Annotated in this window: 15 protein-coding genes and 1 tRNA gene; 9 read left to right on the top strand and 7 right to left on the bottom strand. The window is 67.2% G+C overall.

The genetic code is table 11. From position 1 onward, the window contains the following. Positions 1-355: 355 nt before the first annotated feature. Together ASE22_RS11925 and ASE22_RS11920 are read right to left on the bottom strand one after the other, a co-directional pair. Positions 356-1,135, bottom strand: coding sequence for a SapC family protein (locus ASE22_RS11925; RefSeq protein WP_056359380.1), 780 nt, complete (start codon positions 1,133-1,135; stop codon positions 356-358). Between the two features lie 63 nt (positions 1,136-1,198). After that, positions 1,199-2,656, bottom strand: a complete 1,458-nt coding sequence (locus ASE22_RS11920) for an FAD-binding oxidoreductase (protein ID WP_056361109.1) — start codon at positions 2,654-2,656, stop codon at positions 1,199-1,201. Between the two features lie 215 nt (positions 2,657-2,871). Here ASE22_RS11920 and ASE22_RS11915 point away from each other — a divergent pair, with 215 nt between their 5' ends. Both ASE22_RS11915 and ASE22_RS11910 read left to right on the top strand, forming a co-directional pair. Then, positions 2,872-3,276 carry a hypothetical protein gene (locus ASE22_RS11915; protein WP_235536418.1) on the top strand — a complete coding sequence of 135 codons (405 nt, stop codon included), beginning with the start codon at positions 2,872-2,874 and terminating at the stop codon, positions 3,274-3,276. 95 nt (positions 3,277-3,371) lie between these two features. Further along, on the top strand, positions 3,372-4,799 hold the full coding sequence (locus ASE22_RS11910) for a DEAD/DEAH box helicase (protein WP_056359375.1): 1,428 nt from the start codon (positions 3,372-3,374) through the stop codon (positions 4,797-4,799). A gap of 36 nt (positions 4,800-4,835) precedes the next feature. Here ASE22_RS11910 and ASE22_RS11905 read toward each other — a convergent pair whose 3' ends face one another. Next, positions 4,836-6,242 carry a M20/M25/M40 family metallo-hydrolase gene (locus ASE22_RS11905; RefSeq protein ID WP_056359372.1) on the bottom strand — a complete coding sequence of 469 codons (1,407 nt, stop codon included), beginning with the start codon at positions 6,240-6,242 and terminating at the stop codon, positions 4,836-4,838. 55 nt (positions 6,243-6,297) lie between these two features. Then, on the bottom strand, positions 6,298-7,860 hold the full coding sequence (locus ASE22_RS11900; protein WP_056359369.1) for a phospholipase D-like domain-containing protein: 1,563 nt from the start codon (positions 7,858-7,860) through the stop codon (positions 6,298-6,300). Between the two features lie 87 nt (positions 7,861-7,947). Here ASE22_RS11900 and ASE22_RS11895 point away from each other — a divergent pair, with 87 nt between their 5' ends. The 3 genes from ASE22_RS11895 to ASE22_RS11885 all read left to right on the top strand — a co-directional run bounded on the left by ASE22_RS11895 (position 7,948) and on the right by ASE22_RS11885 (position 11,320). Continuing rightward, positions 7,948-8,544 (top strand): biliverdin-producing heme oxygenase, encoded by a 597-nt coding sequence (locus tag ASE22_RS11895; RefSeq protein ID WP_156397296.1) that lies wholly within the window; start codon positions 7,948-7,950, stop codon positions 8,542-8,544. Positions 8,545-8,548: 4 nt separating this feature from the next. Beyond that, positions 8,549-11,119 (top strand): HWE histidine kinase domain-containing protein, encoded by a 2,571-nt coding sequence (locus tag ASE22_RS11890; protein ID WP_082545621.1) that lies wholly within the window; start codon positions 8,549-8,551, stop codon positions 11,117-11,119. Positions 11,120-11,243: 124 nt separating this feature from the next. After that, positions 11,244-11,320, top strand: a tRNA-Arg gene (locus ASE22_RS11885). A 40-nt stretch (positions 11,321-11,360) separates the two neighbouring features. Here ASE22_RS11885 and ASE22_RS11880 read toward each other — a convergent pair. The 3 genes from ASE22_RS11880 to dapB all read right to left on the bottom strand — a co-directional run bounded on the left by ASE22_RS11880 (position 11,361) and on the right by dapB (position 13,236). Further along, positions 11,361-11,747 carry a hypothetical protein gene (locus ASE22_RS11880; protein ID WP_056359362.1) on the bottom strand — a complete coding sequence of 129 codons (387 nt, stop codon included), beginning with the start codon at positions 11,745-11,747 and terminating at the stop codon, positions 11,361-11,363. 68 nt (positions 11,748-11,815) lie between these two features. Beyond that, on the bottom strand, positions 11,816-12,481 hold the full coding sequence (gene nth, locus ASE22_RS11875; RefSeq protein ID WP_056359358.1) for an endonuclease III: 666 nt from the start codon (positions 12,479-12,481) through the stop codon (positions 11,816-11,818). Beyond that, complete coding sequence (gene dapB / locus ASE22_RS11870; protein ID WP_056359354.1) at positions 12,478-13,236, bottom strand: 4-hydroxy-tetrahydrodipicolinate reductase; 759 nt, start codon at positions 13,234-13,236, stop codon at positions 12,478-12,480. The genes nth and dapB overlap by 4 nt, the downstream gene beginning before the upstream one ends. Before the next feature lie 133 nt (positions 13,237-13,369). Here dapB and ASE22_RS11865 point away from each other — a divergent pair, with 133 nt between their 5' ends. The 4 genes from ASE22_RS11865 to ASE22_RS11850 all read left to right on the top strand — a co-directional run bounded on the left by ASE22_RS11865 (position 13,370) and on the right by ASE22_RS11850 (position 15,388). Then, positions 13,370-13,705: a cupin domain-containing protein gene (locus ASE22_RS11865; protein ID WP_056359352.1), complete on the top strand. Its 336-nt coding sequence runs from the start codon at positions 13,370-13,372 to the stop codon at positions 13,703-13,705. Then, positions 13,702-14,256: a DUF922 domain-containing protein gene (locus tag ASE22_RS11860; RefSeq protein WP_056359349.1), complete on the top strand. Its 555-nt coding sequence runs from the start codon at positions 13,702-13,704 to the stop codon at positions 14,254-14,256. The genes ASE22_RS11865 and ASE22_RS11860 overlap by 4 nt, the downstream gene beginning before the upstream one ends. Before the next feature lie 2 nt (positions 14,257-14,258). Next, complete coding sequence (locus ASE22_RS11855) at positions 14,259-14,963, top strand: NAD-dependent deacylase (RefSeq protein WP_056359345.1); 705 nt, start codon at positions 14,259-14,261, stop codon at positions 14,961-14,963. Positions 14,964-15,085: 122 nt separating this feature from the next. Continuing rightward, entirely contained in the window at positions 15,086-15,388 is a 303-nt protein-coding gene (locus tag ASE22_RS11850; protein WP_156397295.1) for a hypothetical protein, read from the top strand. The last annotated feature ends 14 nt before the right edge of the window (positions 15,389-15,402 follow it).

The raw sequence follows: 15,402 nt of genomic DNA, 5'->3' as shown, positions 1-15,402 counted from the left end.
GCGTCGCTGAATCGCCGCTCCCGAAGTCCGCCCAAAAAAGAACCACCCCGTGCTAACGCACGAGGTGGCCAAGGTTCAGGGAGGAACGCATCCCGGAGGATGCGCCGTACGGGGCCGCGAAAGGGGGGCACGACCACCGCACTTCAAGAAGATAGGCGGCTTGTTCGGATGTTTCAAGGATAGTTCTCCCTCCTCGGGAAAATTCCTTATCTTGTCGTAGCTTTGTGCTGAAGATCCCGGAGCGCGGAGCGTGTCCGGCTCGACGGGACAGGGGCCCGGCGCGCAGCTTTCCGCCGCGGAACGGGGCATCCGGCCCGGGATGGAAGCGCCCGGCGCTTCCATCCCGATGGCGGGTTCAGGCGGGGACCGCCGGGGCGGGCATGGCCGGGGCCTTGCCCTGCTGCATCTGCAGCGAGAACACGTCGCGAATCAGCGACAGCGAGAACAGATGGGCATAGATAAGCGGCAGCAGGCCGCTCTGGACCATCTTGCGCAGCACGTCGCCGCGCAGTTCCTTCAGCTTCTCCTCGGACACGATCTGGAAGCCGCGATAGACGAAGGGCTGGCCGCCGCCATCGGGCTCGATCGTCACTTCGCCGTCGATCAGCAGCTTGTTCTGGACGAGCTCCTGCACGAACATGCCGGTGCGCATGCCCGCCTGCTCGAACTGCTCGCAGAAGGCGAGGGTGTTCTTGACCGCGTCGGTGGGCTCGCTGCCGTCGAACAGCGGCGCGCCCTCGTCGAACTCGCCGAGCAGGCCCGCGGTGCTGTCGAAGCAGAGCGAAAGATCCTCGCTGTCCGGACGCAGCCGCGCGAGCATGAACGGGTAGCGGCGGACATAGGCCGGGACATAGAGATCCCGCGTCGGCTGGCCCTTCTCGTCGGTGAAGACGTTCACGCCCTCGTTCAGGCCGAACAGCGCGAGCGGCACCGGGTCGGGGCCGGTCGAAAAGACGATCGGATAGTTGCGCTGCGCCGGAATGAACTCCTCGACCGTGAGCGGCACGGCATGCGCCGTGCTGAAGAACTCGGCGCTGTCGAGCGTCTTGGCCTTCCAGGTGGCGTGGAGCTGGCTCGAAAGCGGCTGCAGGTCGTTGTAGAAGAGGGGCAGGGCGTTTGCCGGGGCGCTCGCCATCGAAAATCTCCTGAAGAATATCGGTGTCGTCTTCGGACGACGGCCGAAGGATGCCGCCGCCGTCTATTGGCCCTCGGGCCCGGAAGCAAGCGGAACAAGCTTTCCGGGGTTCATGATGCCCAGCGGATCGAGCGCGAGCTTGATCGCGCGGAGTGCGTGGAGACGGACCGGATCGGTGAGCCGCGCGAATTCGTCGAGCTTGGCCTGACCGATGCCATGTTCCGCCGAGAGCGAACCGCCGACTCCCGCCACCAGGTCATGGATCATCGCGCTCGCCGCGGCGCCATGCTCGGCGATCCAGGCCCGACGCGGGGCGTCCTCGGGGGGCAGCAGGTTGAAATGGATGTTGCCGTCGCCGAGATGGCCGAAAGCGATGATCCGCGACCCCGCGAAGCGCGACTCGATCCGGCCGCGCTCGCGCTCGAGGAAGGCGGGCATCTCCGATACGGGGACCGAGATGTCGTGCTTGAGCGATGGCCCATCGATCTTCTCGGCCTCGGAGATCGATTCGCGCAGCATCCACAGGGCCGCGGCCTGCGTCTCGCTGGCCGCGATCGTCGCGTCGACGACCAGGCCGTCCTCGATCGCCGTGGCGAGCGTCTGTTCGACCATGTCCTTCGGGTCCAAGCCGCCGGCACCGCCGACCGCTTCGATCAGCACGTTCCAGGGGCAGGCTTCGGACAGCGGCGCCCGCACGCCGGCGATGTTGCGCAGGACCAGCGCGAGCGCATCGGCCGGCACCAGTTCGAAGCTTTCGACCGCTTCGCCGGTCCGTTCCTCCAGCCGGCGGAGCAGGGTGAGCGCCGCCTGCGGGTCCCGCACCCCCACCCAGGCGACCGCGCGTGTCGCCGCGGCGGGCACGAGGCGCAGCGCGGCCGCGGTGACGACGCCGAGCGTCCCCTCGGCGCCGGTCAGCAACTGTCGCAGATCATAGCCGCGGTTGTCCTTGCGAAGGGTAGCGAGCCCGTCGAACAGCGATCCGTCGGGCATCACCGCCTCGATCCCCAGCACCAGCGCGCGCATTGGCCCGAAGCGCAGCACCTGCGTGCCGCCGGCATTGGTCGAGACCAGGCCGCCGATCGTCGCCGATCCCTTGGCGGCGAGCGACAGCGGAAAGCGCCGGCCGACAACGGCGGCGGCGTCGTGCAGGTCGGACAGGATGACGCCCGCTTCGGCGATCACGGCATTATCGTCGGCCGAGATCGATCGGATCCGGTTCATCCGCCGCAGCGACAGCAGCAGCGCGGACCCGTCCGGCGGAGGCGTCGCCCCGCCGACGGTGCCGGTGTTGCCGCCCTGCGGCACCAGCGCGACCCGTGCCGCAGCCGCGAGGCGGACGATCTCCACCACCTGTTCGGTCGAGGCGGGGGCCAGCAACGCCGCGGTCTCGCCGCGATAGCGCTCGCGCCAGTCGGTGAGCCACGGCGTCACCAGGTCGGGATCGGTAACGAAGCCCTGCGGCCCCAGCAGGGCGGCTAGTCGGGCGAGAAGCGACGGGTCGGGACGATGGAGGCCGGACATGATCCAGGGAACATAATGCAGGCTTCGCGCGATTTGCCAGTCAATCCGTCCGCGCATATCAGCTTGCCTATCAGTTCATCCACGGTTCAAGCGATTGCGTAGAGGATCGAACGAGTTAAGGGTTATCGCGCATAAGCGCGAAACCTCGAAAGGGTGGATTTTCCAACGTGATGCCTGGCCGCTTGCCGCGACTGCTGTGTGCCGGGAGGCTGCCCATGGTCATCGCGGGTCTGGGACTGGCGATACCGGCTGCGGCCGATCCGCGCCCGGTGCGGGTCGCCCAGGTTACCGTCGAACAATCGCTGATCGTCCGCGTCCCGCGCCGCATACCGGCCAAACCGCTGCGCTGGAAGACGAAGAAGGGTCCCAAATGCGTGGCGATGAGCGCGATCGCCGGTGCCGCCGTCGTCGCCGACGATGCGATCGACCTCGTGCTCAAGGGCGGGCAGCGGCTGCGGGCCCAATTTTCGTCGAACTGTCCGGCTCTCGACTATTATTCGGGTTTCTATATCCTGCCGACCGACGATGGGAACATCTGCGCCGACCGCGACGTGATCCGCACACGCTCCGGCGGCCAGTGCGAGATCGAGCGTTTCCGCAAGCTGCGTCTCGACGATTGAGGGCGTTCGACCCCTAATTTCCTTGACAAAGCATGGCTGGAAGGTCAATCGCGCCACGGCGCGGCGCTCTTCGCCGTCCTTTTCCGGATAACTTCATGTCCTTTGCCGATCTCGGCCTTTCTGATGAACTTCTCCGTGCGGTCACGGAGGCCGGCTATAGCGAGCCGACTCCGATCCAGGCACAGGCGATCCCACCCGTCCTGATGATGAAGGACCTGATCGGCATCGCCCAGACCGGGACTGGCAAGACCGCCAGCTTCGTACTGCCGATGATCGATATCCTCGCGCATGGCCGCAGCCGGGCGCGGATGCCGCGGTCGCTGATCCTCGAGCCGACCCGCGAACTCGCGGCACAGGTTGCCGAGAATTTCGAGAAATATGGTAAGTATCATAAGCTTACCATGGCGCTCCTGATCGGCGGTGTGAACATGAGCGATCAGATTGCGGCGCTCGAGAAGGGCGTCGACGTGCTGATCGCGACGCCTGGCCGCCTGATGGACCTGTTCCAGCGCGGCAAGATCCTGCTGACCGGATGCGGTCTGCTGGTGATCGACGAGGCGGACCGGATGCTCGACATGGGGTTCATCCCCGACATCGAGGAAATCTGCACCAAATTGCCGGCGCAGCGGCAGACGTTGCTTTTCTCGGCGACGATGCCGGCGCCGATCAAGAAGCTTGCCGACAAATTCCTGTCGAACCCGAAGCAGATCGAGGTGTCGCGTCCGGCGAGCACCAATCTGTCGATCGACCAGTCGCTGGCCGAGACGACGTCGCGCGGCAAGCGCGACACGCTGCGCGATCTGCTGCAGTCCGCCGACGTAACCACCGCGATCATCTTCTCGAACCGCAAGACGACCGTACGCGACCTGGCCCAGAGCCTGGGCCGATACGGTTTCAAGGTCGGGCAGATCCACGGCGACATGGAGCAGCCCGAGCGGCTGCGCGAACTCGACCGCTTCAAGGGCGGCGAGATCAACATCCTGGTGGCGTCGGACGTCGCCGCGCGCGGCCTCGACATCAAGGGTGTCAGCCACGTCATCAATTTCGACGTTCCCTGGCACCCCGACGACTATGTCCACCGCATCGGCCGCACCGGCCGCGGCGGCGCGAGCGGCGTCGCGATCACTCTCGTGACCCCCGAGGACGCCGAGGCGATCGAGGCGATCGAGAAGCTCCAGGGCCACAAGATCGCGCGTCGCGGCAAGCCCGCGGCTGCCGAGCAGGCCGAGGCCGCCGAACCCAAGCGCGAGCCGCGCCGGGACCGCGGCGAGCGTCGCGAGAAGAAGGCCGAAGCGCCGGCGCCGCGTGCGGCCCGGCCCTCCCGCGCCGAAGCCGCTCCGCGCACGGAAGCGGCTCCGCGTGCGGAGGCCGCTCCCCGCGCCGAGGTACCCGCGCCGCGTGACGCAAAGCGCGAGGACCGCCGGCCGCGCCGCGACGACCGGCGTCGGGACTTTGTCGAAGACGAGCCCGATGACGGCTGGAACGGCCCGGTGCCGAGCTTCCTGAACGTTACTCTCGGCTGATCCGGTCCCCGGGGGGCGTCCCCCGGGGTGCCTGGCCTATCTCGACAGGTCGACGATCAGCGTCTTCATCAGCCGCAGCGCGGGATCGATGCTGGCGACGGGCGCGCGCTCGTTCAGCCCGTGCGAGAAATCGTCGTCGGGCTTGATGAACATGCCCAGCACGCCGTAGCTCGGCACGCCCTTGGCCCGGAAATAGAGACTGTCGGTGGCGCCCGCCGCCATTTGCGGCACGATCGGCAGGCCGGGAAAGCTCTGATCGATGCCCTTGCGGACCGCCTTCATCAGGTCCGGCCGCAGCGGCGACGCGTCGCTCGCCAGCGGATGATCCAGGATGGTCACGGTGGCTTCGGGATTCTCGATCAGCCTGGCCAGCGTCTCGCGCACATTCTCGACACTGACGCCGGGAAAGATCCGGCAGTTGACCGATACCGTCGCCTTTTGCGGCAGCGCGTTGAGCGCATGGCCGCCGTTCAGCATGGTCGGCACGCAGGTCGTCCCGGTGATACCGACATATTCGGGATCGGCGCGCAACGTCGCCGCGGCGTCCGCGTCGCCGGGATCATCGGCGAAGCGCAGCATCGCCGCGCCGGTAGCGCCGCCGATCTGCTTGCCCGTCGCCTTGAAGAAGGCGCGGGTGATCTCGTTGGTCTGAGCGGGGAAGCGATAGGCGGCGATCCGGTCGATCGCCCGGGCGAGATCGGCGATCGCATTGGTGGCGCCGGGACGGCTCGAATGGCCGCCGGGGTTGGTCACGCTGATCTCGATATCGGCATAGGTCTTCTCGCCCCCCTGGACGTAGAAGGCGACCGGCTTGCCTTGCTTGTCGAGCAGGCCGCCGCCGCCATCGGCGTTGAGCAGCAGTTCGGCATTGCCGCCATATTGCTCGGCCAGCCGCGCGGTCGTCGCCATGGCCGTCTCCTCGTCGCCCGACAGCAGCAGGATGATGTCGCGCGACGGCCTGAAGCCCTCCGCCTTGAGCTTGAGCAGCGTCGAGACGAGCACGGCATCGCCGAACTTCATGTCGAGCGCGCCGCGTCCGTAGACGAAGCCGTTCTCCTCGACCGGGACGAAGGGGTCGCGCGTCCAGTCCGAGGGACGCGCTTCGACCACGTCCATATGACCGGACAGCAGAATCGGTTTCCCCTTTCCTGTCCCGCGGTAGCGTGCGGCGAGCGACAGGTCGTCGCCGCTGCCCTCGATCCTGACGTCCTCGGCGGCGAAACCGCCCTCCCTGAGCAGGCCCGCGACATAGTTCGCCATCGCCGCCATCTGACCGCGCCCGTGTACGGTCGGGATCGAGATCATCTTCTTCCAGATATCGAGCATCTGTCGGTGTTGTGCGGGATCGATCGGCGTCGGCGCGGCCAGGGTGGGCTGGGCGGCGAACAGGGCGACGGCGGCGCCCGCGAGAAGGGAGATCGTCAGGGGGCGGGCGCGGCGCATCAATCCGTCCTTGCAGCAGGGAAAGCCGGAAGAGTGGCGAGGCTCGGGACGACCGTCAATCGTTGAGCGTGCGGGTGGCGTCCCACAGCTTGCGGAACTTGCGCCGCCAGCGGCCACGGTTGCGCGCCCGCCGCGCGCGACGCTTCTCGCGAATCGTGTCGAACAGCTGCCGGGTGCTCCGGCGGAGGAAGCCGCGGAACAGGCCGCGGTTGGACAGCGGCTCCAAACGTTCGTCGACCGATTCCGGATCGAGCAACCCGCTGGCGCCGATGGCCAGGGTCGCGTCGCTCCACTGGTGGGGCTCGAACGGGATCAGCGACTTGCCTTGGCCTATCAGGCATTCGACCGTCCCGATCAGCGACCCGGTCCGGTCGAAGGCATCGCGGACGGCCTCGGGCGTGGTGCCGAGGTGTTCGGCCATCAACACCTCGCGCAGATGCCGGATCGCGCGGTCCGCGCCGCCGGCGTCGCCGCCCTCGATCGCGATGTCGCACTCGCTGTCGAGGCCCATCGACCGATTGTTCATGTTCGACGATCCGACGCGCAGGATGCGGTCGTCGACGATCATCAGCTTCGAATGGACATAGATCGGCTGCCGCCCGGCGGTGACGGGCGTATATATCTGGAAATGGTCATGGTCGTCGATCTCGGCCAGCGCGAAGAACAACTCGGCCCGCGCGCTGCCCATTGCCGCCTCCTGCAGCCAGCCATCGGCGCTGATCGGGTTGACGATGACAATCTCGGGGGGATGGGGTTCGGTCAGCCGCCGGGCGATCGCCTCGGCCACCTTGCGCGACGCGAAATATTGGTTGTCCGCATAGATGAAGCGCTTCGCCCGCGCGATCATGTCGACATAGAGCTGCTCGATCTCGCGGACCTCGACGATACCCTCGCTCTTGGGGTGGGTCCGTGCGATCGCGATTTCCCGGTCGCGGAACAGCGGCTCGACATAGTCGGGCCATATGCCGTCATGCGGCGTCGGCGTCGACAGGACGCGGCCCGTCGCATGGTGCCAGCGATCGCGGGCGAGGTCGCCCAGCGCCGCCGCGGCAGGGCCTTCGATCATTGCCGCGGTGTCGTGCCACGGCATATAGGGCCGGCCGCTCGGGCGGCGGCGGCGCGGATCGGCGTCGATATGCTCAGGCGTGTCCCAGCGGTCCTCGGTCATGTCGATCCCGCCGCACAGGGCGACGCTGTCGTCGATCACGAGGATCTTCTGATGATGGGTCGCGCCGATCGGATGGCTGCTGTCGAAGCGGATCGACACGTTGCGGGTCATCCGCCAGCGAGCGAGGGTGACGATCGACAGTCCCCGCGTCAGCATCTTCAGGAAGCCCATGTTCCAGATCAGCAGGTTGATGCACAGGTCGGGGCGGCGATGGGCAAGCCATGGAATGAACTGAGCCAGGCAGTTGGGCGCTTCGTCGTCGCCGTCCTCCGGATCGAGCAGGATGCGCGGATCGACGTCCCAGCCGACCAGCAATATCTGCTCGCGCGCCTGGAGCATCGCGTCGCGCGCCACGCGGAAATAGTCAGCGGCGTCGATGATGACACCGGTCCGCGACGCCCGCTCGATCCTCCAGCAATTCTCACCTGGTGCGAAAATTTCGCTCGACATTGCCCCGCCCACTATCGAAATTCGGTCCTGATTGTGGCCCCGTAACATTTCTGACGGACCCTAACGCGCCGCCGCTCGTTTCGTGCCATGGGATCCATGATCGGGCTCTTATCGTTGTGGGGTACTGTATTGACAGGAAAAGATGACGGTTCGCTGAGGGAAAGGCTCAGGCGAGAGACTGCCGGGGCGCATGAGCGGGTCGACGCGCTGTTCGGCGCCTGCGATTTCGGCACGGAGCAGGGCTATGCCGCGTTCCTGCGCGCTCAGGCGGTTGCCTGGGAGACGCTCCGCCCCCTGCTCGACCAAGGGTCGACGGCCCGGGCCGACGCGCTGCTGCGCGATCTCGACGAACTCGGCCTGGAAGCCCCGCCCCCGCTGGCGGACGTGCGGCTGCCCGGGGAAGCGACGATCGGCCATGGCTATGTGCTCGAGGGCTCGCGGCTCGGCTCGGCCGTCCTGCTGCGGCAGTTGCGGGCGAAGGCGCCGGCGCTCGCCGACCGTGCCAGCGCCTATCTTCACGAATCCGGCGACACCGCCGGCTGGAGGCTTGTGTCCACTCGTCTACAGAAGAGCGACGGTGCCTGTGCTAACGATGAGGACATTATTGGGGATGCCCTGTTCGTCTTCGATCTTTTCGAGCGGTCGTGGCAGGCCGTGGACGGCGTCCCCGCCAACATAAGCTGAGACATTGACGACCTTATCTTCCGATCAGCCGGACCTCACGATATGTGACCGTGAACCGATCCATCTCCTCGGTGCCATCCAGAGCTTCGGGTTTCTTCTCGCCGTATCGACCGACTGGCTGGTTGGCCGCGCGTCGGAGAACCTTGCCGATCATATCGGCGTGGCATGGGACGCGGCGCTTGGCCAGCCGCTCGACAAGGTACTGTCCGAGGATGCGGTCCACGACATCCGCAACCGCCTCGCCTATCTGCAGGGCGAGGATTCGGTCGAGCGGCTGCTGCGGATCCGGTTGAAGCCGGACCTGCCCGAATATGACGTCGCGATCCATTTCAGCCGCTCCACGATCGTCATCGAGGGCGAGCCGAGCGGGCCCGTCGGCCACGAGGATATCGGCATCACCGTCCGGTCGATGCTGATGCGCCAGAGCCAGGCCGGCTCGATGCAGACCTTCCAGCTGAACGCGGTGCGGCAAATCCGGGCGATCACCGGGTTCGACCGGGTGATGCTCTACCGTTTCGACCAGGACGGAGCGGGCCAGGTCGTCGCCGAGTCGGTGGTGTCCAAACGCGAATCCTTCCTGGGCCTGCGCTATCCGTCGACCGACATTCCCCGCCAGGCCCGTGCCCTCTATCTTCGCAACGTGCTGCGCGTGATCGCCGACCTTCAGGATCCCGGCGCGCGCATCCTGCCCGAACGCGACCCGCATGGGCAGCCGATCGACCTTTCGATGTCGGTCCTCCGTTCGGTGTCGCCGGTCCATATCGAATATCTGTCGAACATGGGCGTGTGCGCCTCGCTGTCGATCTCGGTGGTGTGCGAGGGGCGCTTGTGGGGCCTGGTCGCCTGCCACCATTACAGCCCGTTGCGCCCCTCGCTCGAGCAGCGCACCGCCGCCGAGCTGTTCGGACGCATGTTCTCGATGATGCTCGAATCGCGCGAGCGCGAGGAGACCGCCGCCTATGAGCAGCGGTCGCGCGCCATCACCGACCGGCTGATGGCGGTCGTCGCGCAGGATGGGGAACTGCTTCACAACCCCGAATGGATCGGCGAAACGATCAGCGCCGCGATTCCGAACGACGGCATCGGCGTCTATCTCGACGGGCGCATCTCGCTGTCGGGAATGACCCCGGACGAGGTGCAGTTCCGGGACCTCATCCATAAACTGGGGACCGGTGCGGCCTCGCAGATCGTGATCACAGACCATCTGTCGCGGCTGTATCCGGAGGCTGCGGCCTATGCCGAGCGCGCGGCGGGCATGCTGGCGATCCCGATCTCGCGCAGCCCGCGCGACTATGTGGTCCTGTTCCGCGGCGAGAAGGTCCGCTCGGTCCGCTGGGCCGGTGATCCGCAAAAGGCGATGGAGGAGGACGCCAACGGCGTCCGCCTGTCGCCGCGCAAGAGCTTCGAGGCCTGGCGTCAACTCGTCCAGGGTGTCAGCGAGCCCTTCACCTCGGCCGAGCAGCGGGTCGCCGAGGCGGTCCGGACGTCGCTCCTGGAGGTGGTTCTCCTGCTCGCCGAGGGGCGCGAGATCGACCAGGCCAAGGCGCACGAGCGGCAGGACCTGCTGATCGCCGAGCTCAACCACCGGGTCCGCAACGTGCTCAGCCTCGTCCGCAGCCTCATCGCGCGGACACGGGGCAGCGCCGAGACCTACGAGGACTTCGCCAAGACGCTCGAGGGGCGCGTGCAGTCGCTGGCGCGCGCGCATGACCAGCTGACGATGAAACGCTGGGGACCGGCCGAGATCGAGCCGCTCGTCCGGGCCGAGGCCAACGCCTATCTGGCCGACGATGGCGATCGCGTCCGCTTGTCCGGGCCGCAGGTCGCGCTCGACCCGGTAGCGTTCAACACGCTCTCGCTGGTGCTGCACGAACTGATCACCAACTGCGCCAAATATGGTGCGCTCAGCGACAGCGGCCATGTCGACCTGCGCTGGGGCATCGATGTCGACGGATCGCTGCTGATCACCTGGCGCGAGACCGGCGGGCCGCCCGTCCGCGCGCCCGAGCGCAAGGGGTTCGGCACGACGATCATCGAACGCTCGATCCCTTATGACCTGGGTGGCCGGGCGCGGACGACCTACCGGCTGTCGGGCTTCGAGGCGGAGTTCACGATTCCGGGCAAGTTCGTCACGGTCGGCTCGGGCGTGGTCAGCGGGACCGGCCGTTCCGACGCGGAGGCTGCCGAAATCCCCGAGGACTTCCCGCGCTCGGTGCTTCTGGTCGAGGACAGCATGCTGATCGCGCTCGACGTCGAGGACGCGCTGAAGTCGCTCGGCGCCACGCGGGTCGTCACGGCCTCCTCGGTCCGGCAGGCGCGCGACGCGATCGCCGCCGGTCATATCGAGTTCGCGGTCCTCGACATCAACCTGGGCGCGGATTCGAGCCTGTCGGTCGCCGAAGAACTGCGCGCCCGCGCGATCCCGTTCCTGTTCGCCAGCGGCTATGGCGAGCAGGCCCAACTCGCGACCGACTTCGCCGAGGAGGAGGTGATCTCCAAGCCCTACGGCCGGGGGGAGATCATCGCGGCCTTCCACCGCATGCGGGCGAAGGGCGTGGGAAGCGCTTCGACCTGACCGCTCGGTTGCGGCGTGCTTCCGTCGCCCGATTTCAGCCCATCACCTGCTTCGGCTGCGCAATCGACCCGGATCGGAAATTGCGCTGGCGGTTCCCGGATCGCTTTGCTAAGCGCCCTGCAACGCACCCGTAGCTCAGCTGGATAGAGCGCTGCCCTCCGAAGGCAGAGGCCAGGGGTTCGAATCCCTTCGGGTGCGCCAATTCCCCCTCATCGCAGGAAGAAAGTCCCGGGCAGGGGCCCTATTTCGGCGCGCCGGTGATCGGCTGGAACTTGCCGAGCCCGCAACTGGGGCCCTGCGACACCGGTGGCGAACGGAGCACGGTGATGATGTCGACCGAGCAGAGCTCCGACAGGGAGGTCGCATAGCCGAAGCGTTCCTCGAAGCCGAGGCTCGAGCAGGCATAGGGCAGGGTGTTCCGATAGACCTTGCCGCCGTTCATGTAGAAATCGATCGTCCGGTCGTCGCGGACCCTGGTGTTGCGGATCGAGCGGAGCGGGATGCAGTTCTCGGCCGGACCGGCCGGCTTGATCTTCGCTTCCTGCTCGGGCTTGAGCGGCCTGGCATCCGCCGTCATGCCGAGCGTCGCCATCATCAAGGCCGCCGCACCCGCGATCATCCTGCTCATCGCACATCTCCTCTCGCCGTCACCCCGATATACTCCAAAACGGGGGCCGAGGTTGCCGAAAAGCGCGATCAGGTCGCCGTGACGCCGGGCGGAGCGGGCGGCGCGGGCGTCTTGGGCTTGAAGGCACACAGGTCGCGTACCAGGCAGCGCCAGCATTCGGGCTTGCGCGCCTTGCAGACATAGCGGCCGTGCAGGATCAGCCAGTGATGCGCGCCTTGCAGGAAGGGCCTGGGCGTTACCTTCTCCAGCTTGAGCTCGACCTGGAGGACGTTCTTGCCGGGCGCCAGGCCGGTGCGGTTGGAGACGCGGAAGATATGGGTGTCGACCGCGATCGTCTCCGCGCCGAAGGCGGTGTTCATCACCACATTGGCGGTCTTGCGGCCGACCCCGGGCAGTTCCTCCAGCGCCTCGCGGCTGCGCGGCACCTCGCCGTCATATTTGTCGACCAGGATGCGCGCGGCGGCGATGACGTTCTTCGCCTTGGTGTTGAACAGGCCGATCGTCTTGATGTGCCGCTTGAGCCCTTCTTCGCCCAGCTCCAGCATCTGCTGGGGGGTGGTCACCGTCGCGAACAGCGGGCCGGTCGCCTTGTTCACCCCCACGTCGGTCGCCTGCGCCGACAGCGCCACCGCGACCAGCAGCGTATAGGGATTCACATAGTTGAGCTCGGTCTGGGGCGCGGGGTCGTTCTCCGCGAGCCGGCGGTAGAATTCGAAGACGTCCGCCTTCTTCATATGCCCAGGACGTCGGCCATCGTATAGCGCCCGGCAGGCCTGCCCTTCATCCACAGGCAGGCCTTGACGGCGCCGCGCGCGAAGATGGCGCGGTTCTCGGCGCGGTGGCCCAGCTCGATCCGCTCGCTGTCGCCCGCGAACACCACCATGTGATCGCCGGCGACCGATCCGCCGCGCAGGGACGCATAGCCGATCGTGCCTTCCTCGCGGGGCTTGTCGTTGCCATGGCCGATCCGGTCGAAGCGGCTGAGGTCCTGCAGCGTCGATCCGCGTCCCTCGGCGGCCGAGGCGCCGAGCAGCAACGCGGTGCCCGACGGGGCGTCGACCTTGTGGCGGTGGTGCATCTCGACGATCTCGATGTCCCAGTCGGTGCCGAGCCGCGCGGCGGCTTCCTTGACGAGGTGGCGGAGCAGGTTGACCCCGAGCGAAGTGTTGGCCGACTGGAGGACGGGAAGCCCCTTTGCGGCGGCTTCGTCGATCAACGCGTGATGCTCGGGCTGCAAGCCGGTCGTGCCGATGACCAGCGGCACCCGCGCGGCGAGCGCCGCTTCGAGATGGCCGGCGAGCGCGGCGGGGGCGGAGAAGTCGACCAGCACCTCGCTCGCGGCCGCCAGCGCGGCGGCATCGGCATGGGGACCGTGCACCGCGCCCTGCAGGTCGACCCCGCCGGAGACACTGGCGCCCATCTCGGCCGCCGCATGGGCGATCGCCTGGCCCATCCGTCCCCTGGCCCCCAATATGCCGATCACCGTCATCGCCTGCCCTTCATGGTCCGGCGGGCTTCATGACCGGGCGTCCTGCCCTGCGCAAGGGGGCGGGCGGGGCGAGCCGAAGAAAAGCGGCTTAACAGGCGCCCGCGATCGCGCGACAAGGGGGGCGGAGGTTCCGATGACTCAGCCCGACTGGATGTTCTCGCTCGAATCCGCGCTGGCGGCGTTGCCCGAGGGGCCCGACGAGGGGCGCTTGACCTATCCCATCCGCCACGGATCGATGCGGGTCGGCGTCTATGCCCCGCGCGGCATCGACGAGCAGGCGCCGCACGAGCAGGACGAACTCTACATCATCGCCTCGGGCACCGGCACCTTCGTCAAGAATGGCGAGCGGCGGCCGTTCCAGCCGCAGGACACGATCTTCGTCGAGGCGCACGCGCTCCACCGGTTCGTGGATTTCAGCGACGATTTCGCCGCCTGGGTGGTCTTCTGGGGGCCGAAGGGCGGCGAATGATCCTGTCGCTAGGGCTGGCCATCACCGCGGCGACCAGCGCCGACGTTCCCGCATCCTCGCCCTTCGCGGGCATGCCCAACGTGATCTTCCAATATTATGACGTGGAGGGGCGCACGCCGGCCGAGATCTACCAGTCGATGCGCGCGCGGGCGCCGCAGACGGACGACGGCGACGGCGTCGCGCGCACCGCCTGGCACATCCGGGCCGGCTGGCGCCAGTCGCGGCGCGGCGACGACTGCGAGGTCGCCGATCCGATGACGAGCCTGTCGATCACCGTCGTCCTGCCGCGCCTCGCCACGACCGAGGGCGTGACGCCCGAAGCCCTGGACTATTGGGAACGGACGATGCGGGGGCTGGAAATTCATGAGGCGGGGCACGCCCGGATCGCGATCGACCATCGCCGGGATTTCGTGACGGCGGCCGCCGAGGCGAGCTGCGGCTCGATCAAGGACGTCGCCAGGCGTACCCAGGAGCGGATCGAGGAGATCCAGGAAGACTATGACCGCCGGACGCGGCACGGCATCACGCAGATCCCGGGGGCAGGGGAGTAGGGATGAACGGCATTCGCAACATCGTCGTGCTGACCGGCGCCGGCATTTCCGCCGAGAGCGGGCTCGATACCTTTCGTGGTCCCGGCGGGTTGTGGGAAGGTCATCCCGTCGAGGACATCTGCACGCCCGAGGCGCTAGAGCGGAACCGCGCGCTGGTGCTCGACTTCTACGACCAGCGGCGCGCCGCTTTGTCCGGGGTGGAGCCCAATGCCGGGCATCTCGCGCTCGCGCGGCTCGACCGGGAATGGACGGGCGGCCTGCTGATCGTCACCCAGAATGTCGACGACCTGCACGAACGGGCCGGGGCGAAGCGGATGCTGCACATGCATGGCGAACTCATGTCGGCCTTCTGCGAGCATTGCGGCCGCCGCGCGCGCTTTGGCGGGGCGATGCTCGACGGGACGCTGTGCGGCGGCTGCGGCGCGGCCGACACGCTGCGCCCCGACATCGTGTTCTTCGGCGAGATGCCCTACGAAATGGACCGGATCGACGCGGCGCTGCGCGACGCCGACCTGTTCGTGTCGATCGGCACGTCGGGCGCGGTCTATCCGGCGGCCGGCTATGTCCAGCAGGCACGCCATGCCGGGATCGAGACGCTCGAACTCAACCTGGAGCCGTCGGCGGGCAGCTATTTCTTTCACGAGACGCGGCTGGGCCCGGCGAGCGAACTGGTGCCGGCCTGGGTGGACGAGGTGTTGGCCGCATGACGCGTCATGCGAAACGATCGAAACGATCGAAACGGCGCACGCGGTGGGTAAGGCGTCTCCTCTGGGGCATAGCGGTATCGTTCGGTATCTTGGTCGGGTTGATCGCCTACATGATACCCGTCATGGCCGTGCTCAAGGCGCTTGAAGCGTTGGGCTTTCAGTCCGCCTGGCTTACTACCGTCGTGGCGATGCCGTTCGTGCTCGTGCTTTTCTACGTCGCTGGCCAAACAGGCGCGTGGATGTCGTCCATCCTTGAACGGATAGCAGGCGTGGAGGATGACCTGACGGCTTTTCTTCGGCAGGTAACCTATGTCGATACGGGGCCGGACGACGGTTATTGGATCGATCGCAGCGGACGGCGCTATAAGAGCGAAGCCGCGTTGATGCGGGGCGTAGACCGCTTCGCGAAAGAGCGTGAGGGCTAGACCTTCTTTCGGGC

It is taken from the genome of Sphingomonas sp. Root720 (assembly GCF_001428605.1).
In the GTDB taxonomy this organism is placed as follows: Bacteria; Pseudomonadota; Alphaproteobacteria; order Sphingomonadales; family Sphingomonadaceae; genus Rhizorhabdus.
This window is presented reverse-complemented; position numbering and strand designations above follow the sequence as displayed.